This window comes from Paenibacillus anseongensis (genome assembly GCF_009757995.1).
Lineage (GTDB): Bacteria > Bacillota > Bacilli > Paenibacillales > NBRC-103111 > Paenibacillus_E > Paenibacillus_E chondroitinus.
Window position 1 is genome coordinate 30,841 of sequence record NZ_WSEM01000012.1, and the last position, 22,796, is coordinate 53,636.

Sequence of the window (22,796 nt, forward strand, 5' to 3'; positions counted from 1 at the left end):
CCATTCGTCTATATTGTTGGAACCGGAATTGCGTACGTCTTCCCGAATTCGCTAGCCAACTTGGCATAATGTACAAGCGCCTGCGTTTTCAAATAATCCCGGCCGCTTGTCTCCGACTCCCGCCCTTCCCGCAGCGAAGCCAGGAATTCAGCCAGCGTATCGGTCAGATCAATACCGCTATAGTCCTCGATCCGTTGAACCTCTCCGTCCCGTATGACGCGAATCTCTTTATCGACGTATTCAATCGCTCCCTCCGTACCTTCCAAGCGCCAATTCCCGCTCCACGGTGTTTCAGTCCCTCTGGCCGAGATGGAGGCGTTATAGGAAGCCGTAATGCCGTTATCCATCTCCAAGAACGCATAAGCATTAATAATGGCGCCGTCCTGATCCCACGCATTGATCGGGTTGTACAGCTTTGCCTGTACGGTTTTTCCTTCTCTTCCGCTAAAATAACGGAACAAATCAAAGTGATGAACACCAATGTCATCCAGAATGCTGACGGTGTATCTTCTTTGTACGTTGTGAAATCTATAAAACTGTACATCCATAGAGGACAAGCTGCCGATAACGCCCTCGTCCAAAAGCTGTTTCATTTTACGTATATGCGGCATCCTCCGGTAATTTTCTGCGATCATAAAAGGCAGCTTTTCTCGCTCTGCCCGAGCCACCACTTCAATGGATTCCTCATAATTAAAGGAGATGGGCTTTTCGCATAAAACCGCCAATTTACGATCAAAAGCCGCATGATTCACCACAGTGTGCACCATCGGTGACGTTACATTGACAAGAAAATCCGCTTGCTCCTTCTGCAAGGCTTCCTCTAAGGAAGTGTAAAAAGGAAAAGGGTCATTCTGCATTTTCTCTTTCATCGCCGCATCCACCTCAACAACGGCTGCCAATAAACCTTGATCTCGCAGGCGCTTATACCAGCTAAATCCTGCCGAACCCAAACCAACCAATATCGCTTTCACGCGTTGGTCACCCCTTCATTGTTTCGTTGCCTTCATTATAGGAATTAATCCGGCACGCTGAAAGGATAAAATTAAGCTCGTATGTCATTTTTTACGATTTTCTGCAAATAAAAAAAATATCCACCAGCAAAACTCTGCCAATGGATACTTTTCCGCCCTTATTTAATATCAATCATAATTGCGCCTTGCTTCTTGTTCCAACGATCGGTCGCTTCTTTAATAATCTCGTTACCGCCTTTGGACTTGTACTCTTCGATGACTTTAGGCCAATCGCTGATCGGTTCCTTGCCGTAAATCATTTTAATCATATGGTCAACAATAATTTTGGGACCTACATCGGGTTGCGGCGCCGCAAGATCCGGGAATTTAGAGAATGTGCTCAAATCCGGATAGAAGCCAATGCCTGGCAGTCCTTCCTTCGTTAACACCTCATCAAATGCCTTCAATGTCGCTTTGCCATCCTCGTTCAGCAGCAATCTTGGTTTGTTGTAAGTGGAATCATGCACCGCCCACATCGTTCCGCTGCGGAAGCCTTCTTCATCCGTCTCTTCCTTGGTCGTCGGGAACTTGTAATTAATCTTGCCGCTGCTGTCCTTGGTGTAAGTGTCTCCCTCAATACCAAAAGTGAAGAAGGTTTCGGCTTCCGGTGTAACCATCCAATCGAAGAATTTAATAATGTTGACTGCCGTTTCTTGCTTCACGTTTTTGTTAATGAAGAAGGTTCGAATAACCGGCGCATAATAGAAGTAGCCGCCTTTCCCTTCCGGCCCTTTCGGCGAGGCAACGATTTCAACCTTGGATCCTGGAATGGCTTGTTGAATTTTCGTCCGGTATCCCGGCAAGCCTGAAGCGTTCTGCGACCAGATGCCGGCTTTGCCCGACTCAATATTTTTAGAGAAATCCGTGGAGGAGATCGTAGCGAATTCCTTTGGAATCAAGCCTTCATCGTACATCGTTTTGTAAGTCGTAAGTGCTTTTTGCACATTCTCTACATCGAAAAATTTCGGAACAACCTGACCATTCACCAATTCAAATTGATCCTTGTAAGGAAGCACGTCGTACGCGCCCAGAATAACGTCCGCATACTTGAAGTTCTCCCTCATCTGATACGGATTCTCGACACCCAGCTTCTTGAAAGTACGCAGCACATTCAGGAATTCATCGACGGTTTTCGGCGCTTGAAGCCCTGCTTTCTCTAATAGATCCGTACGAATGTAAGTCGAACGACGGGATGGATTGCTCAAAAATTCAGGCACACCATAGATTTTGCCTTCATACGAAACGCTATCCCAAGCGGCTTTCGGAATCGCTTTCATCAAGTTCGGAGCGTACTGTTTCAGCAGATCATCCAGCGGCATGAACACACCGTTCTCCACGGAACCGGACATGGACTTACTGCCTGGACCGCCAATGCTGCCAACGACATCTGGGATGTCGTTACTTGCGAACATGACGCCGAATTTGGCATCCTCCATCACCTTAACATCAAGATCCGTATTGGTTAACTGCTCCAGCTTCAATACCCATTTGTCCTTGTTCAGATCCGGCACGCGGGTATGATAGCCCGTACTAACGGTCGTAGGAAAAAGGATCGAAAATTTAGTCGGTGCTTTCTTTGAATCGGCAGACGGCTGCGATGATGCTTGTTCCGCTGTTTTTCCGTCGGATGAACAGGCGGTAAGAGCGGATGCTGCCATGATGACAGCGAGAGTGAGACTAATCGTTTTTTTCATATAACCCCTTCTTTCCAGCTTTTTTGCAAGCGGTTCCACTGCTCAGTGTTATCATAACGACTGCTTAAAATTTTCTGAATGTATAAATTTAAGGAGCTATGTCATTTTATACGATTGCTTAGCGGTCATCCTCATTTCTTTCCAAGAAAAAGAATGCCTTTTTTATTTTGATAACGATCGGTTGCTTCTTTGATAATTTCATTGCCGCCTTTGGTCTTGTATTCTTCAATCACCTTCGGCCAGTCCGAAATCGGCTCTTTGCCGTATATCATTTTGATCATATGATCCATAATGATTTTCGGAGCTGCATCCGAACCCGGCGAAGCAGCGTCGGGGTATTTGCTATTCGCCTCCAAATCCGGAGCAAAGCCAATACCAGATAACCCTTCATGGGCAAGAATGTTATCGAAAGCATCCAAAATATACGGACCGTTCGGATCCGTTTCCATTTTCAGACGGTTCACCGTGCTTTCATGGGCGGAGTGCAAGGTGCCTCTATGGTCCTGCTCTTCCTGTTCTTCTTTGTTGGTCGGCTCTTTATACTTGATTTTACCATCAACCACTGTATACGTATCGCCTTCGATTCCAAACGTGAAGAACTTATAAGCTTCGTCTGACGACATCCAATCAAAATATTTCACGATCTCCTCTGCCGTCTCAGGCTTCACATTTTTGTTAATATAGTGCGCACTTGTGACAGGTAAATACATCAGATAGCCGCTTTTGCCATCCGGACCCTTGGGTGATGAGATCACATCGACTTTCGCGCCCTTCACAGCATTTGGAATATTCGTCCGGAAATCATTTAAACTGACCAAGTTGGAAGACCATATGCCTACCTCGCCGGCTCGAATATTTTTTAACCAATCCGTCGATGACGTCGTCGCGAATTCCTTAGCCATCAAGCCTTCATCGTACATGGTTTTATAGACGGATAAAGCTTTCATCATGTTGTCCGTATCGAAAAATTTCGGCACAACCTGGCCATTGACCAATTCGAACTGTTCTTTATACGGAAGCACATCGTAAGCACCGAGAATCGTGTCGGCATATTTTAATGTTTCACGCCCCCCATATGGGTACTTAACGCCCATCTCTTTAAATTTGCGGAGGACATTCAGGAACTCATCAACCGTTTTCGGTGCCGGCAAACCAGCCTTCTCCAACAAATCGGCACGAATAAAGGTGGCACGCCTGGAGGGATTGTTCAACCAGTTGGGAATACCGTATATTTTGCCATTATAGGATACAGCTTCCCAAGCTTCCTTCGGCACCATTTTCATCAAATTGGGAGCATTCTGTTTCAATAAGTCATCCAGAGGCATGAACATACCCGCTTCTACGGAACCGGACATCGCTTTATCTGTCGCTGTTCCCAAGCTTCCCACGACATCGGGCACGTCATTGCTGGCGAACATGAGGCCCATTTTGCTTACTTCCGTTATTTTCAGCGTGAGGTCGGTATTCGTCAGCTCTTCTAACTTTTTCACCCACTTGTCATTGTTAATATCGACACGAGTGTGGTAACCGGTATTGGATGTTGTCGGATACGAAATGGAAAATTTCGTTGGCAGTTTTTTCGCCTCCGGTGCCGCCGTAGCCGCAGCGGTTTGCTGCGGTTCTGTCGTTCCTGTGGAGCAACCGGCCATAGTTCCAGCAGACAGTGCTGCAGCTAACGCCACAACTGCTACTTTTCTCAATGGAATCCCCTCTTTCTAATCGAAATTAGATGTGTTTCCATAAGGTTAAGACTTGACGGAGCCTACCATCATACCTTGAATAAAGTGTTTTTGCAGGAACGGGTAGACCAGAAGAATGGGTATCGTCGCAACAACAATAACAGCCATTTTGATCCCTTCTGGTGAAAGGAAAAGCATTAATTCAGACGATACATCCGATTGGCCGAACTGATCCGTGAATACAATCTCCCTTAAGCGAACCTGCAGCGGAATCCAATTTCGGTGATCGATGTAAAAGACGGCTTCGGCATAACGATTCCAGTGTCCAACGGCATACATGATTCCCATGGTCGCCATAGCGGGCTTGGAAAGCGGCAGTACAATGTTCCACAAGATCCGGAACTCCCCGCATCCGTCCATTCGGCCTGAATCCAGCAGCTCAACCGGCAGGTTTAGGAAGAAAGATCGCATAACAAATAGATTAAAAGCACTGATCGCCATCGGGAGCATTAAAGCCCATAGCGTATTAAGCAACCCTAACTGCTTCACGAGCAAATAATTTGGAATTAGCGGTGCGCTGAAAATCAATGTAAACAGTATCATAATCAGAATCGATTTACGGAACAAATATTCAGGCCTGGAGAGCGGATACGCCAGCGTCGTTGTCATAAACAAATTGATGAATGTACCGAAAACGGTAATAATGACACTGTTCCGGAATCCTAACCAGATTGTCGGATCTTGCAGAATAAGCTTATAGCTTCCAAGTGTAAAACCAACTGGCCACAGAGAGACCTGCCCAGCGTTAATCGCGACGTTATTGCTTAAGGATTGTGCAATAATATGGATGAGGGGAAGCACCATACTTAGTCCGAGAGCTCCCAGCAAAATAATATTAATAAAGTTAAAAATTTTATGGCCTCTTGTCATAATCATAGCGAATTACCTCCTTTCTTATCTGTGTCATTAATACAAGCCTTCACCCGTTACTTTTTTGCTGAATGTATTACTGAACATAATTAACACTAAGCCGACAACCGACTTGAATAACCCAATAGCCGTTGTGTAGCTGTACTGACGGTCGACAAGTCCTGCACGGTATACGAACGTATCGATAATTTCCCCATTTTCGTTGTTGAGCGGGTTGAGGAAAACAAAGACGCGTTCAAAGCCAAAGTCGAGAAAGTTTCCGATATGAAGCAAGAATAGAATGACAATCGTCGGTAAAATCGTCGGAATCGTAATAGAAAACACTTGCCGAAGCCGGCTGGCACCATCGATTTGGGCAGCCTCGTAGAGATCAGGGTTAATCCCAGCAATAGCAGCCAAATAGATGATCGTCCCCCAACCGCTGTCTTTCCAAATGCCTGAAGAGATAAGAATCGTACGGATATATTCATTTTCCCCTAAAAAGTAGATCGGATCGACGCCGAATAAGCCGAGAAGATGATTAACGATTCCAGTGGACGGGGATAGTACGCCGACAACAACCCCGCCTACAATGACCCACGAGAGAAAGTGTGGCATATAGACCACGGTTTGAACGATTCTTTTGTAAGTCATGATGCGTAATTCATTGATCAATAAAGCCAATAGGATGGGAACCGGAAAGGCGAAGACCAAATCGTAGATCCCAATCAAAATCGTATTTTTCAAAATCTGCAGAAATTCGGTGTATTGGAACATCCGTTGGAAATTTTCCAACCCAACCCACGGACTCCCCTTAATGCCTTTGAATATGTTGTAGTTTTGGAAAGCAATGACTGAACCGAATAAGGGGATATATTTAAAAAGCAAGAAATAAATAATACCCGGTAGTGAAATGACATAAATCGGCCAATGTTTTCGCATAAAAGCCCATTTCTGACTCTGCGATGTGAAATTGTAAATTGTTCGATCGGATGGCTGAATTTTACTGGCCATGTTCTCCTCCCCTTCATGCTTGCAGCATTTAATGTACTTCCTTATCTTACAAGGGTTGGTAGCAGCTAGCGATGGCGAAACTTATAGCGCTTTGTGTTTTTTTATGATTGATTGGAGACTGGATAGCAGCTCGAAAAAAGTCTCTTTATGACTCGACGCCGTACCGTTTCGCCGCACTTCGATACAGCCAATCTTCCGCGATTTGTAACGCCGTGGACTGATCAATCCAGCCCGCTTCGATTTGATTCCAGAGGAACTCGCCCACTAGCCGTTTAATCACGATAATTTTCCCGTAGCTCCATTCCATACAGCGCGCATCGGATACGATCAGCGAGCTTTTGATGGCAGGCAGAGCTTCCAGCCTGTACTGCATGCTGTCACGGTAGGTGCTCGCGCGGAAGTTAAACCACCAGTGCCCACCGACGTGCACATTAGGGAAATTCCATGCGGCCTGCACGATATCCAGGTTATTCAGTTCCGACGCTACGACAAGCTCAAATGGACAAGCGTACGCTTCAAATAAAGCGGACAGCTTTAAGATACGCTCCGGATCATTGACCGGCACCGCTGTTCCACACCAAGAGCGCTCTACGCCGAGAAATAGCTGCACAAGCAGTCCTCTCTGCTCAGCTGCTGCTCCGATTTCGTGTAAAAGCATCATCAGGATCTCATCTTTGGTGCTGTCCTGACCGATGACGATCTTATGATTGGCGCTGGCCTTATAGCTTGGCAGCGTCGTCATGATTCCTTTGACGCCATCCTCTTTGTACGTATCCAACAATTGGCCCAGCTTCGCACGTGTTTCCGCCAATGCCGCAGCACGGTCACTTGACGCTTCAATGTCCTTGACCCATGCCCCCAACTTGCCATCTATCCGTGGAATGAGAATGGCATTGTGCGCCATGCCTTGAAACGCGGCGTGCTCCGGGATATTCACGACGAAACGTCGCGCTTGCATACGGTTGGCTACCTCTTGCGCCCAATCGGCTCTTTGGGCAGACTGCTTGATGGCCCTATCGGCTTCCAGCACGGAAGCCTTATCGCTAAGCGTTATGCCATAAAGATCTTTGAGAATATGCGTGAACGCAATGTTCATCAAGGTATTTCTGGTTGCTTGGTAGGCATCCAAGAACGCAGAAATTCGCAAATCCTCCGGCAGCTCCATCGCATCTGCAGGATAACCTGCTGCCTGCATCTCGCGAAACAGCCAGAAGTAATGAGCTACTTCCCAAAAATCCCCAGCAGCGAGACGATCCCCCACAAGGTGGGTGTGCGTATCCAAAACCGGTTGCTGCAAAATATGCTTCGTGAACGCTTCTTTACTAAGTTGTATCCCCATGCTCATTTCTATTTCCTCCTCCTGCTGCTACGAAATTCGGATCTATGCTAGAATTTGATCAATCAAAGCCGATTCGTCCTCTGTAAAATGAAGCTGGTTCAAAGCCGCCACATTATCATCCAACTGCTGCACTTTACTTGCCCCGATCAAAGCGGAAGTCACGCGCCCCTTGCGAAGAACCCACGCCAAGGCCATTTGGGCCAAGCTTTGTCCCCGCTCCTGCGCCATCACGTTCAACCGGCGCGATTTCGCAATCTTCTCTTCGGTGATGTCTTCAGGCCGCAGAAACACACTGCCTCCGGCGGCACGCGAGTCTGCCGGAATGTTCTCCAAATAACGATCGGTGAGCAGCCCTCTAGCCAGCGGGCTGTAAGCGATCGAACCAATGCCCTCTTGGGCCAGCACATCCTGCAAACCTTGTTCCAGCTTTCTTTCGAACATGGAATAGTGTACTTGGTGGATCACAAACGGAGTTCCCAGGCTTTTCAAAATATTCGCTGCCTTTTCCGTCTGCTCTGCATTATAGTTGGAAACGCCAACATACAGCGCTTTCCCTTGGCGTACCGTTTGATCCAAAGCGCCCATCGTTTCCTCAAGCGGCGTTTCCGCATCGAACCGGTGCGAATAATAGATATCGACATAATCCAAACCTAGTCGTTTCAAGCTCTGATCAAGGCTCGATAGCATGCTTTTTCGGGAGCCCCGCTCTCCATAAGGGCCATCCCACATGCGATAGCCGGCCTTCGTGGCGATGATCAATTCATCGCGGTAGGGGTGCAGATCCTTTTTCATAATCTGCCCAAACGTTTCTTCCGCAGAACCTGCCGGCGGACCGTAATTATTCGCAAGATCAAAATGCGTAATCCCCAAATCAAAAGCGTGGCGGGAGAGCGCCCTGCTGTTCTCGAACGTATCTACGCCGCCAAAGTTATGCCATAAGCCGAGCGAGATCGGCGGCAGCTTAAGCCCGCTTTTTCCCGTCTGATGATAAGCCATTTTGGTATATCGTTGTTCGTCTGCTAAATAGTTCATAAATGAAACCTCCCATTAGGTAAGAGCTGGATAGAATGATTATGAAAGGAAGAGGGTTGCCATGCCGGAAGCTGGAATCGCCAGCTTATGAATACCTGCCGTAAACTGGGCGAACCTTTCCTCGACAATCTCACCCGTGCACGATGTAATGACCACCTTAGCAGCTGCCTCGAACGGTTCTGACACCTCAAGGTACAGTCCATCCTGCCTTCTGCCGTTCACCACCATCCACTTCGACACGGATTTCACAACTGAAATAGGCACAATGCTGTCATGGTAAGCGACAACAATCCCTTTATCACCTTTAACAGAACGTACAAGTGGATATAACAATTCCGGATTCATCGGCTCCATGCTGCCGTCCAGAAGCAGATCCCGATTCTCTTTCCAAAAAGCAAGCCAATAGCCCAGCATCGCCAAATGGTCGGACGGCAATGTATCCAGAAGAACTGAAACTTGAGGGACGGAGAACAAGCAGTTAATCAGCTGGAGTGCGGCGCTTTCCACCGGCTCCTCGGGATGCCACATGATCATATCCGCATGAGCCGCCGTATTGCCGCAAATCAGTCGAATATCAATCGTCCGCACCCGGTTCTGAATGCTGTCATTCGGACAATCCGACGCGCGAAACATATTGCCGTACTTGCGCATCGCCGGCCCAATATACATTTGGCGAAACTCGATCATGATATCGGGCTTCAGCTCTCTCAGCCTGCCGATCGAATCCGTCAAGAGACGGTCAACAGCCGCCGGAATCGATTCATAATCTTTCCCTTCAACCGTTGAAGGAAGCTGCAGCTCCGGCGAATAAAACGTATCGATGAAGTCCAGCTTGAATCCGTCCAAGTCCCATTCTTTCACCGCTTCTTCATATTTATGAATGATATACTCTCGGACATCCGGGTATCTCGGGTCAAGCACGGCGGCGCCATGGTTCTCATTAAAGCGCAATATTTTATCCTTGAATTGATCCCACACACGACTGTATTTACCGATAAATGGCACAGAGTACCATAGAATAAATTTCATGCCTAGACGATGAACCGCATCCACATGCCGCTTCATGTCGGGGAATTTCCCCGCGTATGACTCCCAATCGCCACAGTAGGCATACCCTCTACGGTTATCCTCTGTCTGCCAGCCATCGTCAACGATGACGGCTTCCATCCCGAGCTTCTTGGCGATCTGACACTGCTGTTCAATCTGTTTGTCCGTTACATTCTGGTGCATGCTGTACCAAGTTGAGTACATCGGTTCTTTGGCGGCGGCTGGGACGAAAGCAGGGCGGTATTCCGGCATTGAGCTCCACCACTCCTGCACGCCTTGTAAGCATTCGTAGTAAGGTATATCTCTTGTATCCACGAGAAGTTTAGCCTCATACGAACAAAAAGGTGCCGTCGTCTCCGCAAATAATTGGACCTGGCAATGGAAATCCGCTTTTTCCTCGCTAATGCCTCCCGAGTAATGAACGGTATTCAGTGCATCCGAATAAGCGAATGTAAGCCTATTGCGGCCGAGGCTGTTAAACAGCGCATAAACAGGGGCCGAGGCCGCTGCGTTCGAGCGCAATGTGCGCATCCAGTCGGCCTTAAAGCGTTTATTGCGGTCATGCGCCGGATGCCAGCTGGCCTGAATATCACATGCGGGATGGGACCAATTGATCGTTAAAACAGGGGGAACCGCCGCTTCTTCCGCATCCAGACGCAGCGTGATTAGATCCAAGCCCTCTTGCAGCTTCTCAGCTGCAAGAGACACCGTGAACGGACCACTCTCTCCAGTTAACGTAAAGGTATGAGCAGCCGTCGTGATTTGCCGGTTCATTCGGACTCCTCCTGCTGTTGATTCTTATGGCGGTTCAAGCCTGCATGGCACCATACAGTGACAATCGGATCGTCTTCACTCGAATTGAGGTGGTGATCTTCGCCTGGCTCAACAATTACGATGTCCCCTGTGGTAACCGGCGTATGCTCCCCGTTAATCTCCATGGTTCCGTTCCCCTGCAAAATGATGAACGCCTCACAATCCTTATGGATATGATAGTCTCTGCCGTCAGGTCCATCATTGGTGTGACTGCGCTCCCCTCGTTTGGCAAATGAAAGACCGCCTGAAGATAAGTAATCACCTGGCAAAACATCGTGCAAAATATGCCCGCTCTTGGTATCCCGCAGCTCGCTCAAACGCAGCTTTATCATCGTTACCCCTCCATTTTCAAACGGTAAAGGCGGCTTCGAAAATCGCCTTTCCATATCGGTAAATGCAAACCAACATGCATTAAATCGTCTCCGCCAAAACACGTAGCTTCAGTCTCATCAGGAGCATCCGCATCATACAAAAGATAATTGGCGCCTGCTTCCAAGCCCTTAAGACGCAGCTTCTTCAGCGGAGCATTTGGCTCAGCCAGCACTTGGAAATAAGCGACAAGCGCTTCTTTCTGATCCTCCGACACGAACATCCAAGCAGCATCCACACCTTGAAAAGGGCTGCTCAATCGGTAAAATTGCCCGAATTGAATTAACGGACGCAACTGCTTATATAGCGCAACCTGCCGTTTTACAGCCTCCTTTTCCTCCTCCGTAAACGTGGTCAAATCCAGCTCATAGCCAAAATTGCCCGACATGGCGGCATGCCCCCGCGTATCAAGCGGTGCCAGGCGATGGACTTGATGATTCGGGATTGCAGAAACATGCGCCCCCATAGCACTGATTGGATACACAATACTTGTGCCATATTGGATTTTTAGCCGCTCCACCGCATCTGTGTTATCACTCGTCCACGTCTGCGGCATGTAGTAAAGCATGCCTGGGTCGAACCGCCCGCCGCCGCCAGAGCAGCTTTCGAACAACACGTTCGGGAATCTGGACGTGATTCGCTCCAACACTTCGTAGAGCCCAAGCATATAGCGGTGCGCCGTCTCCCGCTGCCTCTCTGGAGGGAGCAGAGCTGAACCGATTTCCGTCATATTGCGGTTCATGTCCCATTTGACATAGGCGATCGGACTGCTGGCCAGTATATCTGTTATGACAGTTACGATGTAATCCCTCACATCTTGGCGCGAATAATCCAGAATCAGCTGCTGTCTCGCTTCGGTCCTGCGCCGACCCGGCACGTGCAGACACCAATCGGGATGTGCGCGATACAAATCGCTGTCCGGTGACACCATTTCCGGCTCAAACCACAGACCGAACGCCAGTTCCTGCCGGTTCACACGGCTAACCAAATCCGGCATGCCCTTAGGCAGCTTGCCCGGATCAACGAACCAATCTCCGAGCGAGCTTTTGTCATTGTCCCTTTTGCCGAACCATCCGTCGTCAAGAACTAGCAGCTCTAAACCGAGCTGTTTGCCAACCACCGCCAGCTCTTCGATTTTATCCGCATTGAAGTTGAAGTAGGTGGCTTCCCAGTTGTTGATGAGAATCGGTCTGTGACGATCCCTATACTCTCCTCGGCATAGTCGCGTACGGTACAGCTTATGGTAAGTGCGCGACATCCCGCCAAGCCCTTCTGCTGAAAATACAAGAATGGCCTCAGGCGATTGAAAAGCTTGCCCCGGCTCTAACAGCCAGGAAAAGTCAAAGGCATTAATCCCCATGACAACACGGGTTGTTCCGTAAGGATCTACCTCTGCTTGCGCGACAAAGCTTCCACTATATACAAGACTAAAGCCATAGGCTTCTCCTTGATCTTCATCCGCTTGCTTCGAGAGCAAGGCCATAAACGGGTTGAGCGAATGGCTGCTGCTCCCCCTCCGGCTCTCAATTACGGATCCCCCCGTTGCCAGCGGGCGTCTTTCGATATGGCGCTCGCGCGCCCAGGTTCCAGACAAATGGAGCATATCGAACTCGGAATGCGAGATGTCGAGGCCGAAACTTAACGCTCTAAGCAGCTTCATCGAACGGTTTCCCGTATTGATGTATCGAACGGATCTGGCAACCGCATCATGATCTCGAAAGACCGTATAAGTCAGAATGGCTTGCAAACCGATGGCGGCATCCGTCAAAACGATATCGAGACTCTCCGCCTCGCCGTCCTCTTCCACATAAGTTGCAGGCAAGCCCTCCAGCTGCGGTTTACCCGCATAGATCCGATGGGACTCATAAATAAGCTCACTGACGGTCGTTCCGTTTTCCATCTGCACCTGATAGGCGGGTACGCGAAAATCACTGCCTCCATATGCCGGAAATTCCTGCGGCAGCGTGTCGAGCGACAGTGTCAAATCATCCGGATCCGTTGACGGCGAAAATGAGCAGCGGCGCCGCATGGCGAGCAGGCCGCCAAGATTGCTTCCGCGAACCCGTCGTCCAAAATGGACGTGGGCAAGATATTTGGATTTAATCAACTGCATGATATAGCTGGTCGACTTCCCTTGAAGATGGAAGGTTTGCGAATTCGGATCGTACACAATTCCCATATCCTGCAGCCCCTTTCTTGTGCATTTAAATCTTTACCTGTTTCCAAACCATCCGTTTAAACCTGAAATAAATGAGATTTGATCGTAAAAATTGATCGCAGGCAACGGCACTCCACAAGCCGAACATCCCCCACGAAAAGATATAAACAAACAAATAACTGAGCATGACCCGCACGCCCCAGACGCCAATCAAAGTCGAGTACAATGGAAATCTCGTATCTCCAGCTCCCCGCAAAGCTCCGCCAAGAATAAACTGAGAGATTTGCGAAATTTGGATAAAACCAACAATTCGAAGCGCCCATGCCCCTTCGCGGATAATGGTGGCGTCACTTGTATACAGCCTAAAAATGTAGGGGGCAAACAAGATAAACACCGCCCCCATGACACCGCCTAAGAGCATGCCGTATTTCCGAATTTGCCAGACATACCGCTCAGCAAGGTCGGGTTTACCAACGCCAAGCGTTTGCCCCACCAACGTGGAGGCCGCTATGGCAAAAGCAGCCCCGGGCATAAACGAGATGCCGATAATACTCGTCACAATTTGCGAGGCGGCAACGGCAACCGTCCCAAGCCCTGCGCATATTTTGACAAACGTCATAATCCCCAGACGCATAATGAGCTGCTCAAGGCTTGAGGGAATACCGATTCTCAACATGCGGTAAATCATGTTTTTATCCAGACGGCTTATCTCCGCCCAACCAATCCGCACCGCAAATTTCCCGCTGAACATAACGACTAAGAATGCAATCATCGCCATAGCCTGAACCGCCAGAGTGGCGATAGCTGCTCCAGCAACCCCCATTTCCGGCAGGCCTAAATGGCCGTAAATCAACACAAACCCCAGAGATATCGACAGACACCCCGACAACACATTAATTTTCATTGGCGTCCGGGTGTCTCCAGCCCCGCGTAAAATAGCGGACAAAGCGGACGAGATGGCGGAAAATCCAATGGACAGAAACATCAGCCTGGCATAGCTCAGCCCATAATGAACGACCTCAGGGCTAGCCCCCATCATTCGGAGCATCTCCTCCGATAAAAGGATGCCAAGCGCCACGATTAGAACGGAGAGCACAGAACCGAGCATGAGCGATTGGCCGGCAGCCCGGTTCGCCTCCCCCCTATTGCCTGCTCCTGTGGAACGGGCGACAATGACCGTTGTGCCTGTGTTCAGCGCTGCAAAAAGGACGGTCATTAACATATAAGGCTGACTTGTTAATCCAACAGCGGCAACCGCAACCGCTCCTAGATGTCCCACCAGAATCATCATTACCATCTGTGTCATGTTAATGAGCAGCATCTCCGTCAAAGAGGGTCCGGCCAGCTTAAAAATCATGCGGCGGACCGCCTTGTGATCCTGTGGATCTACCGTGACGGAATCGCTGTAGGCTTCTGCCGCTTTCATGATCGGGCCGCCATTAGATGTTCCATCCCGGCAAATACGATTTCGTATTTTGCAGCATCTGCTCGAACAACATCTCCGCCTCGTTCACATCGATGTTCACAAGCGGGTCATTCACGAAAGCATTGAAGGCTAACGCCTTATCCTTTTGTAGAGCGGCCTTCAAAATAAGTTCTTGATTCACCGTGTGCTGCAGCACCAGATTATGCACAGCGGGCGGAAGCTCGCCTGCATAAACAGGACGCAGACTGTTCGCTGAGAAATAGGCATTCGTCTCCACAACCGCTCCGAGCGGAATCCCCTTCATTTGACCCACATTCGGCACGTTTACATTCGTAACAAAGGGTTGAAGGCCGATTAATCCTTTGAGCTGTCTAACTTCTTCCTCTCCCGATGCCTTCAGCGGCAGCTTCTCTTCTCCACTAAGCAGCTTGCGGTAAAAAAGCTCCGTCGCCAAGTGCTTCTCCACACGGCTTGCGACCGTCGTCAAGCCAAATTTCCAGTAGCGAACCGTTTCCGGGTCCTTCATGTACCAAGGAGGCATAAATTCTGCCAGATGACGATCGCCTGCCGCCGCAATAATCCCGTAACGACGGAACAAATCAAACTTCACCCGGTTAGCGGCCGTGTATGTGTTCGTCATCCAGGCGTCTTTGTTATGCTCAAACCCCGTCTCGTAATACTTATCTACAAACTTCCGATACATCGGGAGCAGATCGATATTTTGAAAAGTGGCTTGATCGATCCAAGTAAAATGATTAATGCCCAGTACATTCACTTTCACTTCATCTCGGTGCACGCCCTCTATCCCTTCCATGTCACGCAGCATGCGAATCAATAATCCCTGCGTTCCAAAAATTTCGTGACAGCAACCGAGCGCCTTAATTCCTGGAAACACTTCGTATAGCGTTCTCGTACAAAGCGTCATCGGATTCGTATAATTAAACACCCAAGCATCCGGCGAAAAGCGCTCGATCGCTTGTGCAATTTCCACATACATCGGAATCGTCCGCAGCGCTCTAACCAGCCCTCCGGGTCCGGTCGTATCACCTACCGCTTGGTAAATGCCGTATTTTTCCGGTTCATGCACATCGGAGGCCATCTCCGTGAACGTTCCGGGAAGAATCGAAATAAACACAAAGTCACAACCGCTCAACGCTTCCTTCAGCGTCGGGTAAGCCTTGTAGGTCCATCTGGACTTCGTTTCGGCATAATCAGAAACCGAGTTGCCCAATTTCTCGTTATTTTTGGCTTTGTCGTAGTCAAGGTCATACAACCGAATCGTACCGGACAATTGTTCATCAAGCGCAAGATCCGCAATGAGATTTTTGGCCCAATACATGGAGCCCCCACCAATATAAGCAATTTGTATCTCATTAACTTTCCCGTTATTGAATTTCATTGTGCTTTGCTCCTCCTCACCATCATCCATTCATGCATACGCTACAAGTATAGAAAACAATCCGAATTAAAGGGATGGCAAAAATTTAGCGGGGTTGTGATTTTTTACACTTTTCAGTTTTGTGGCTTAGCAAGCTTACAAATGCAAATTCCTGTTACTCCTTGTGCGAACATCAAAAAAAGACCGATCAGACGTTTAGTCTGACGGTCTTTTTGGTAAACGTTTGCTCTGCTACTGCTGTTTCTCTAGCTAGCTATCTAACCCTACTCCTATCCCTCTTTCTCTAGATACTTACTCTGATACTTCTACTTTTGCTTCTAGCTACCTATCTAACCCTACTCCTACCCGCCTTCTCCAGATACTTGCTTTGTTACTTCTACTTTTGCTTCTAGCTACCTATCTAACCCTACTCCTACCCGCCTTCTCTAGATACTTGCTTTGTTACTTTTACTTTTGCTTCTCAACTAGCATCTCGCTCTTCATTGGATGAAATCCAATGCAAGTGCCTTTTCTAGCCATATTTGCTACCTTGCATTGGACGAAATCCAATGCCCCTCCTTCAAAACACCCCATTTCGAGCTAAATTCGATCATCTGATTGGATTTAGTCCAATGGGACCGCTATTTTAGCCGTCATTTCCGCCCTCTCATTGGAATTCATCCAATGAGATTATCCGACTTCGCTGGAATACAACAAAAAGACGCCAGGGGAGCAAATAAAACTCCCCGGGCGTCCCAAACATCGTTTACAGCAGTCGCAGTAAACGCAAAACCGTAAAGCGGTTGCGCACGAACAGCGCATCCCGCAGTGACGCCGCGACCAGCTCCGGCTCCACGCCGAGCTGCTCCGGCGCAACGGGTCCCTGCACAGCCCCGAGCCAAGCAGCCAGCTGCTCGGGTGCAGGGACCGCGCGGGCGATGGCTTGCACATCGCCCCACCTCGAAGCGATGCGCGCTTTCAGCGCCTCGCTATCAACAACGCCGCCATCCGCCGGAAAATTCTCGGCGATGACTTGCTCGGCCATGGCCCCATAGGCCCCGCGGATGCGCTCCGCATCCGCTTCCCGGCTCGGGGCCTGGCTTTGCGCTAGGCGCGCAGCGGCCTCAGCGGCCGTGATGTCCCGCAGCGACGCATAGCGCTGCGCCATCATCACGGTCGCGACGCCGACCTTCGCGCCGTGCAGCAGCGCCCGGCGGCGCTGCTGCAGAAGCACCATCTCCCAATAGTGGGAGAGATGGTGCTCAGCTCCGGAGGCCGGCCGCGAGTGGCCGACCATGAGCATGGAAAGGCCGGAGAGCACCAGGCCTTCCATTAGCTTTAACATGCCGAGATCCGTGCGCTGCGCGATCTCGTCCAAATGAGCCGTGCAGAGCTCCACGGCTTCCAGCGTCAACTGCGCGCTCAGCTCGCAGTAGTGCTCGTCAAGCAGCACGCGGCCAAGCGACCAGTCAGCAAGCGAGGTATGCTTGCCGAGCATGTCGCCGAGGCCGGCTGCGATCATCGCTTGCGGCGCTTCCGCGAGCAGCGCGAGATCGGCAAAAATCGCTTCCGGTGAACTTGCCGGAATCGTGGTCTTGAAGCCGCGCACGATAAGCGGCGCGCCGACCGAAGCGAAGCCGTCGACGGATGGCGCTGTCGGCACAGACAAAAAAGGCCGCTTCGTGCGGTGACCCGCGAAGCGCACGATGTCGTGCAGGGTCCCCGCCCCCACGGCAATCAGAACCTCCGACGATAATGGCGTGTCCAGCAGCAGCTGAACGATCGCTTCCTCATCGGCGGCAACTTCTCCCATCGCGTTCTCACGGATCACGCTGATGCTGACCTTGACTTGCGCGGCTTCCAGCAGTCCGCGCAGCTTCAGGCCCGCCGCTTGATACGTCTTCTCATCCGCAACAAGCGTAACTTCACGATATCCGGCTTCTTTCACATAACCGGCCACCTGCCCCAGCGCATCTCGCTCAATCACGATACGTCGAATCGGAACTTCATGCTTCTGACCACATGCGCAATCAATCGTACGACCAAGCCATGTATTCAAAACCTCACTCATTCCACTACATCCCCTCTCCATCTCCAAACCAAACTCCATCAATTGAACTTCAGCTTCCTTGAATCTCCTACTCCATCACTCGAACTCCAGCTTCCTTGAATCTCCTACTCCTTCACTCGAACTTCAGCTTCCCCGAATCTCCTACTCCATCACTCGAACTCCAGCTTCCTGACTCCCTACTCCATCACTCGATTTCGATTTTCAGAGCTCCTGTCCTTATCCTCAAACTTCACTCCATCACACATGATCACATCAGCCATCCCAAGATGTACGTACAAGTACTTCTTCCCCTATTTTAACAAAACCTGTGCTATAATGATACACGCTGCCTTCATCGCAAGTAGGAGGAGAATATCCATCATGCCCATTCAAACCGAAACGGAGCTCTACGCTCCGGTGAAACAATATTTCGAAGAGCGCGGCTATGCCGTTCGCGGAGAAGTGAAACATTGTGACTTAGTCGCCATTCGCGGGGATGAGCCCCCTATCGTCGTAGAGCTCAAAAAAAGCTTTAACATTCCGCTTCTTGTGCAAGGTATCGACCGCCTTCGTCTAACGGAGCAAGTATATGTCGCTTTCGAATTGCCTAACAAAGGGAAAGCTCCACATCGCTTGCAGTGGGAGGATATCCGGCGTCTCTGCCGTATGCTGGGACTTGGTGTCTTGACCGTACAATTCTACAAACGCAAAAAACCCGCAGTCGATCTCGTCTGCGAGCCAACACCTTATACATTACGCCATAACAAAAGAGCAGCTTTAAAGGTCGTCAATGAATTTCATGAACGCAGCGGCGACTACAACGTAGGAGGCAGCTCCCAGCAAAAGCTAATGACCGCTTATCGTGAGAAATCGCTGCATTGCGCCTATTTGATGCGTGAGCATGGACCTCTCAGTCCGCGGAAGCTGCGGGACCTGACGAATAACAAAGCCGTTAGTTCCCTGCTCCAAAAAAACTACTATCGCTGGTTCGTTCGCCAAAGCCGCGGCATCTATCACATTACTCCGCTCGGTGAAAAAGCTTTGGCGGACTACGTTCACGTTACGACTGCTTTTTCCCCTGCTGAAGCACCAAATTCTTAAGAGCGAACGACCACTTTATGAGCGTTCGCTTCTTCTTTTAACATGAGCAGCACCTTGTTCATCCAGATCGCGGCTTGTGCGCCCTCACCCATCGCAATCGTGACCTGCTCCGCATGTACACCTACGTCACCGGCTGCCCAGAGGAACGGCACACTGGTCATTTTGGAACGGGCATCTGTCATGATGTGGCGATTTTCCAATCGTTCCGCTCCTAGTTGGCGAGCCAGATCCGATTTCACTTCATTTCCACCAAAAGCAATGAATCCGCGCTCCGCTTGCAGACGTTTCCCATTAACGGTCACAAGCCCTCCAAAAAGCCCATTTTCCTGCCCAAGCACCTCTTGAATATCGTCCGCTATGTAAGTGATCCCTTTTTTCTTAAGCTCTTCCAAATGGCTGCCTTTTACAGCGCACAAGCCATGGTTAACATAAGTCAGCTTATCCGTGCGAAGGCTGAGCTTCAGTGCCATTGCGGCTCCGACATCACCTGAACCCATCACAATCGTCTCTTTATTTTTTATTTCATAACCGTCGCAATCCGGGCAGACATAAATCGTTAATCCGAGACAGGGCTTTAACCCTGGAATCTCAGGGATGCGATCCATCAATCCCGTTGCAAGCAGCAGCGTCGGCGCTTCATATCCTTGACCAGACTTCCCCCATAACTCAAAGCCATCACCCGGCTTTCCTTTGTTCACCGCTTGTACAACTTCATCCTGGGCAAAAGCTACCCCCAGCCTCTCGGCCTGCAGCCTTCCTAGCCTGCGAAGCTCTTCACCTGAAACACCATCTGGCCAACCTAAAAGATTGTGATAGCTTTTGCACAAGGTCGACCTGCCATAGCCGGCATCAATCACAAGAACGCGGTGTTCATACCTGCCGAGTTGAATAGCCGCCTGAAGTCCTGCGATGCCTCCGCCAACAATTATACTGTCATACTGTTCCATAACCTGAAGTCCCTCTTCTCCTATCATCTATCCCTAGGATAACCGGGCAAGGGCGCTTTCATGCTCATGTTAACGATTCTTAATGGACCAGACCAAAGCGAATTGCGTGAGAGAGGCGATCATCAGAATCCATGGAATCATCCCGCCTTCCAAATCACTGCCAAATGTAATGAAGCAAAAAATAGAAATAACACGCCCTACGTTTAGAAAAAGCTCTCGAACGACAACGCTTTCGACTTTCAATTCGCCCTTGAGCGGCAATTTAGCGATGAGCCCGTAATAGTAACCCGTCATGGTGTTGCCTTGCAGCGGCGAAAAAACCGAATATAAAATCATAAATCCTACAACAGTCCAAATCGTGATACTTCCTAATAAAAGCGACACACCGACCAGATACCCAATCGTGGAGATCGCTAGATACAAACGAGATTTGCTGCCTTGCGCATATTTGGAAATAAACATGCCCATGGCTATGCTTAGGCTGGAGTAAAGCACGCCTAGATAGCCTACGATATCTTCCCGCGGCATGACTTGAAACAAGAGAATGTTCGGAAGGAATAACATCGTCCCTTGGAGCAAGCCCATCCCGAAAAAACCAAGCAAAGCCTTTAACCAGTCTCGATTTTTTTTCATAATGAGCCCAGTCCATTTTAAATAATACACGCGATGATGTCCGCTGGAAGCTTTTATTTTCATAGAAATCAAGGCTGCAAGTAGAAACATACAAAATGCGATGCCAAAAACGATGGTATAGCCGCTTAAGCCCTCTTTCAAACGGATAATAAACCCGGCAAGCGCCGGTCCTGCCAGAGAAGCCATCGTGAAGAAAATCATATTGTAAGCAAGATAGCGAATACGATTCTGCTCGGTTGACACATCGTACATCAGCGTCAGATAACCTACCCAGTAAAAAGCAGCAGCGAGACCATTGAAAATGGCGAACGCTACATAATATTTCACAAGCGCCTCTTGCGCAATAATCACACTCAAGTAAAATAAACCGATCAGCATGATGCCTAAGCGGTACGAGACCATTCTGTCTTTCTTTTTGATCATCCAACCGCCAAGGGCGAACCCAATCGGTGTCAAAATGTAAACGATGATACTGTAAGTCCCATTCACGGCTACGCTGTGTGTCAAACGCCATAGATACAAGTTCAGGAACACACCCGACATCGAAGCGCCGAATTGAAAAGTAGAATGAATAATGAGTGAAATGATCGCTTCGCGTGTCAATCTTTTCTCTTGCGGCAGCGAATTCCCTCTGCTTTGTAACCAAGTCTTGAATCGTAAATCCATCGTAGCCCCCCGCTCCTCTGTCTTCCTTATTGTAACAGCCCTCCCATCCTTCTGTTAAACGGCAAAAAGCCCCAGCTTTGGCGCTGAGGCTCTATTTCTATCCAATATCGTATTACTTCTTCAAGCTATCCCATGTTTTCTGGAATTCATCAAGCATTTGGTCCTTCGTATACTTCTTCGCGACATAACCTTGCATAATATCGCCGAATTTTTTACTGGATGCTTCGCCGCCAGGGAATTTGAACCAGTTCCAGCTCAGTGTTTTACCAGCTTTGCTGTAAGTAATAATGTCTGCAGCCAATGGTCCAAGTACCTTCTCGTCAGCAGGAATGGATTTGAAAGCCGGGATGAATTTGAACTCGTCTGTGATATACTTTTTACCCACATCGGACGTTACCATCCAGTTCAGGAATTTCTTCGCTTCGTCTTTCACAGCGGAGTTTTTGTTGATAACCCAGTTGTTAGGAACACCAACAAACAATTTGTCGTTCGATGCAGCATCATCATTGATCGGCATTGGCAAGAAGCCAACTTTAATGTCCGGGTTCGTTTTGGAAATTTGAACTTGAGTCCAGTTACCTTGCTGTGTCATAGCCGCTTTGCCTGTTGCAAAATCAGTTACTTGTGTGTTGTAGTCTGTTTGCAGCGGGTTTTTATTCCCATATTTCAATTGAAGATCAAATAAATTCACCCATTGATTAAACTGCTCATTACCAGGAATTTTCGCTGTTCCTTTGTTCAAGCCATCGATGAAAGCATTTGGATCCTTCTGGTAAGCAAAAGGAAGGTTTACGAAGTGATTGCCCAGTACCCACCACTCGCCATATCCGGTTTCAAAAGGGGTAATCCCTTGAGCTTGCAGCTTTTTAGCGGCATCTTCCAGCTGTGTGATTGTTTTTGGCAGCTCAGTAATACCAGCTTTCGCGAACAAATCTTTATTGTATTGGAAGCCATAACCTTCAAGGTTCAGCGGTTGGCCGTATAGTTTACCATTTTTGGTCATTGGCTCTTTCGCCACGTCTACAAGGTCACCAACCCAAGGTTGATCGGAGAGATCTTCCAGGTTGTCGATCCATTTATCAAGATCCGAGAAGCCGCCATTGTTGAAAATGTCCGGTTTGTCGCCGGAGTTGAACTTCGCCAGCAAAGCTGCGCCATAGTCTGCGCCGCCGCCTACCGTATCAATTTGAATTTTCACATTTGGATTCAGCTTTTGATATTCAGCTACCAATTTACCCAATTGGTCAGCAATTTCTACTTTGAATTGGAACATTTTAATCGTTACTGGTTTACCGGCCGCAGCAGGTGTTGCGGATGCTGATGTCCCCGCTGAAGCAGCAGGCGCAGGTGTCTCTTCTTTTTTACCACAGCCAGCTGCAACCACAGAAAGTGTGAGCAAAGCAGCCATACTGATCATCGTTAATTTTTTCATTGAGGTGAAGCCTCCCTTTTTTTGTTTACTCAGCTTACCCTGATAACAGGCCGTTCATTCCCTCGTCATCAGCTTACATGGTTTATTGTAAACACTTTC

The 22,796-nt window shown here is 49.0% G+C and carries 17 protein-coding genes; 1 reads left to right on the forward strand and 16 read right to left on the reverse strand.

The window, feature by feature from the left end; all coding sequences use genetic code 11:
• Nucleotides 1–8: 8 nt before the first annotated feature.
• From GON05_RS12565 to GON05_RS12625, 13 genes are all read right to left on the reverse strand, one after another.
• Nucleotides 9–971 carry a Gfo/Idh/MocA family protein gene (locus GON05_RS12565; RefSeq protein WP_181646383.1) on the reverse strand — a complete coding sequence of 321 codons (963 nt, stop codon included), beginning with the start codon at nt 969–971 and terminating at the stop codon, nt 9–11.
• Nucleotides 972–1,129: 158 nt separating this feature from the next.
• Nucleotides 1,130–2,704, reverse strand: a complete 1,575-nt coding sequence (locus GON05_RS12570) for a type 2 periplasmic-binding domain-containing protein (protein ID WP_157319476.1) — start codon at nt 2,702–2,704, stop codon at nt 1,130–1,132.
• A 131-nt stretch (nt 2,705–2,835) separates the two neighbouring features.
• Nucleotides 2,836–4,404 carry an extracellular solute-binding protein gene (locus tag GON05_RS12575; protein WP_157319477.1) on the reverse strand — a complete coding sequence of 523 codons (1,569 nt, stop codon included), beginning with the start codon at nt 4,402–4,404 and terminating at the stop codon, nt 2,836–2,838.
• A 45-nt stretch (nt 4,405–4,449) separates the two neighbouring features.
• Nucleotides 4,450–5,319, reverse strand: coding sequence for a carbohydrate ABC transporter permease (locus GON05_RS12580; protein WP_127457595.1), 870 nt, complete (start codon nt 5,317–5,319; stop codon nt 4,450–4,452).
• Nucleotides 5,320–5,349: 30 nt separating this feature from the next.
• A complete protein-coding gene (locus GON05_RS12585; protein WP_157319478.1) occupies nt 5,350–6,306 on the reverse strand; it encodes an ABC transporter permease in 957 nt (318 codons plus the stop codon).
• Between the two features lie 145 nt (nt 6,307–6,451).
• Nucleotides 6,452–7,651: a glucuronate isomerase gene (locus GON05_RS12590; RefSeq protein WP_246239073.1), complete on the reverse strand. Its 1,200-nt coding sequence runs from the start codon at nt 7,649–7,651 to the stop codon at nt 6,452–6,454.
• A gap of 36 nt (nt 7,652–7,687) precedes the next feature.
• Entirely contained in the window at nt 7,688–8,677 is a 990-nt protein-coding gene (locus GON05_RS12595) for an aldo/keto reductase (RefSeq protein ID WP_157319479.1), read from the reverse strand.
• Between the two features lie 39 nt (nt 8,678–8,716).
• Complete coding sequence (locus GON05_RS12600) at nt 8,717–10,498, reverse strand: glycoside hydrolase family 36 protein (RefSeq protein ID WP_157319480.1); 1,782 nt, start codon at nt 10,496–10,498, stop codon at nt 8,717–8,719.
• Entirely contained in the window at nt 10,495–10,869 is a 375-nt protein-coding gene (locus GON05_RS12605) for a cupin domain-containing protein (protein ID WP_157319481.1), read from the reverse strand. Before GON05_RS12605 ends, GON05_RS12600 begins: the two co-directional genes overlap by 4 nt.
• A gap of 2 nt (nt 10,870–10,871) precedes the next feature.
• On the reverse strand, nt 10,872–13,085 hold the full coding sequence (locus tag GON05_RS12610) for an alpha-galactosidase (protein ID WP_157319482.1): 2,214 nt from the start codon (nt 13,083–13,085) through the stop codon (nt 10,872–10,874).
• Nucleotides 13,086–13,110: 25 nt separating this feature from the next.
• Nucleotides 13,111–14,490: an MATE family efflux transporter gene (locus tag GON05_RS12615; protein WP_157319483.1), complete on the reverse strand. Its 1,380-nt coding sequence runs from the start codon at nt 14,488–14,490 to the stop codon at nt 13,111–13,113.
• Nucleotides 14,491–14,503: 13 nt separating this feature from the next.
• Entirely contained in the window at nt 14,504–15,889 is a 1,386-nt protein-coding gene (locus GON05_RS12620; protein ID WP_157319484.1) for a family 4 glycosyl hydrolase, read from the reverse strand.
• 745 nt (nt 15,890–16,634) lie between these two features.
• The gene (locus GON05_RS12625) at nt 16,635–17,939 is read right to left on the reverse strand and encodes a sn-glycerol-1-phosphate dehydrogenase (protein WP_157319485.1); all 1,305 of its coding nucleotides are present in this window, start codon (nt 17,937–17,939) and stop codon (nt 16,635–16,637) included.
• 360 nt (nt 17,940–18,299) lie between these two features.
• Here GON05_RS12625 and GON05_RS12630 point away from each other — a divergent pair, with 360 nt between their 5' ends.
• On the forward strand, nt 18,300–19,019 hold the full coding sequence (locus GON05_RS12630; RefSeq protein ID WP_157319486.1) for a DUF2161 domain-containing phosphodiesterase: 720 nt from the start codon (nt 18,300–18,302) through the stop codon (nt 19,017–19,019).
• Here GON05_RS12630 and GON05_RS12635 read toward each other — a convergent pair.
• From GON05_RS12635 to GON05_RS12645, 3 genes are all read right to left on the reverse strand, one after another.
• Nucleotides 19,016–19,993, reverse strand: coding sequence for an NAD(P)/FAD-dependent oxidoreductase (locus tag GON05_RS12635; protein ID WP_246239075.1), 978 nt, complete (start codon nt 19,991–19,993; stop codon nt 19,016–19,018). The two genes, GON05_RS12630 and GON05_RS12635, sit on opposite strands and share 4 nt — an antisense overlap.
• A gap of 42 nt (nt 19,994–20,035) precedes the next feature.
• Nucleotides 20,036–21,265 (reverse strand): MFS transporter, encoded by a 1,230-nt coding sequence (locus tag GON05_RS12640; protein ID WP_157319487.1) that lies wholly within the window; start codon nt 21,263–21,265, stop codon nt 20,036–20,038.
• 112 nt (nt 21,266–21,377) lie between these two features.
• Nucleotides 21,378–22,697, reverse strand: a complete 1,320-nt coding sequence (locus GON05_RS12645; RefSeq protein ID WP_157319488.1) for an ABC transporter substrate-binding protein — start codon at nt 22,695–22,697, stop codon at nt 21,378–21,380.
• Nucleotides 22,698–22,796 lie beyond the last annotated feature (99 nt).

Bases quoted from the DNA above. Each gene is read 5' to 3' on its own strand.
- GON05_RS12630 (WP_157319486.1), top strand. From the start codon at position 18,300: ATGCCCATTCAAACCGAAACGGAGCTCTACGCTCCGGTGAAACAATAT.
- GON05_RS12635 (WP_246239075.1), bottom strand. From the start codon at position 19,993: ATGATAGGAGAAGAGGGACTTCAGGTTATGGAACAGTATGACAGTATA.
- GON05_RS12625 (WP_157319485.1), bottom strand. From the start codon at position 17,939: ATGAGTGAGGTTTTGAATACATGGCTTGGTCGTACGATTGATTGCGCA.
- GON05_RS12585 (WP_157319478.1), bottom strand. From the start codon at position 6,306: ATGGCCAGTAAAATTCAGCCATCCGATCGAACAATTTACAATTTCACA.
- GON05_RS12580 (WP_127457595.1), bottom strand. From the start codon at position 5,319: ATGATTATGACAAGAGGCCATAAAATTTTTAACTTTATTAATATTATT.
- GON05_RS12640 (WP_157319487.1), bottom strand. From the start codon at position 21,265: ATGGATTTACGATTCAAGACTTGGTTACAAAGCAGAGGGAATTCGCTG.
- GON05_RS12645 (WP_157319488.1), bottom strand. From the start codon at position 22,697: ATGAAAAAATTAACGATGATCAGTATGGCTGCTTTGCTCACACTTTCT.
- GON05_RS12595 (WP_157319479.1), bottom strand. From the start codon at position 8,677: ATGAACTATTTAGCAGACGAACAACGATATACCAAAATGGCTTATCAT.
- GON05_RS12590 (WP_246239073.1), bottom strand. From the start codon at position 7,651: ATGAGCATGGGGATACAACTTAGTAAAGAAGCGTTCACGAAGCATATT.
- GON05_RS12600 (WP_157319480.1), bottom strand. From the start codon at position 10,498: ATGAACCGGCAAATCACGACGGCTGCTCATACCTTTACGTTAACTGGA.
- GON05_RS12570 (WP_157319476.1), bottom strand. From the start codon at position 2,704: ATGAAAAAAACGATTAGTCTCACTCTCGCTGTCATCATGGCAGCATCC.
- GON05_RS12615 (WP_157319483.1), bottom strand. From the start codon at position 14,490: ATGAAAGCGGCAGAAGCCTACAGCGATTCCGTCACGGTAGATCCACAG.
- GON05_RS12605 (WP_157319481.1), bottom strand. From the start codon at position 10,869: ATGATAAAGCTGCGTTTGAGCGAGCTGCGGGATACCAAGAGCGGGCAT.
- GON05_RS12620 (WP_157319484.1), bottom strand. From the start codon at position 15,889: ATGAAATTCAATAACGGGAAAGTTAATGAGATACAAATTGCTTATATT.
- GON05_RS12610 (WP_157319482.1), bottom strand. From the start codon at position 13,085: ATGGGAATTGTGTACGATCCGAATTCGCAAACCTTCCATCTTCAAGGG.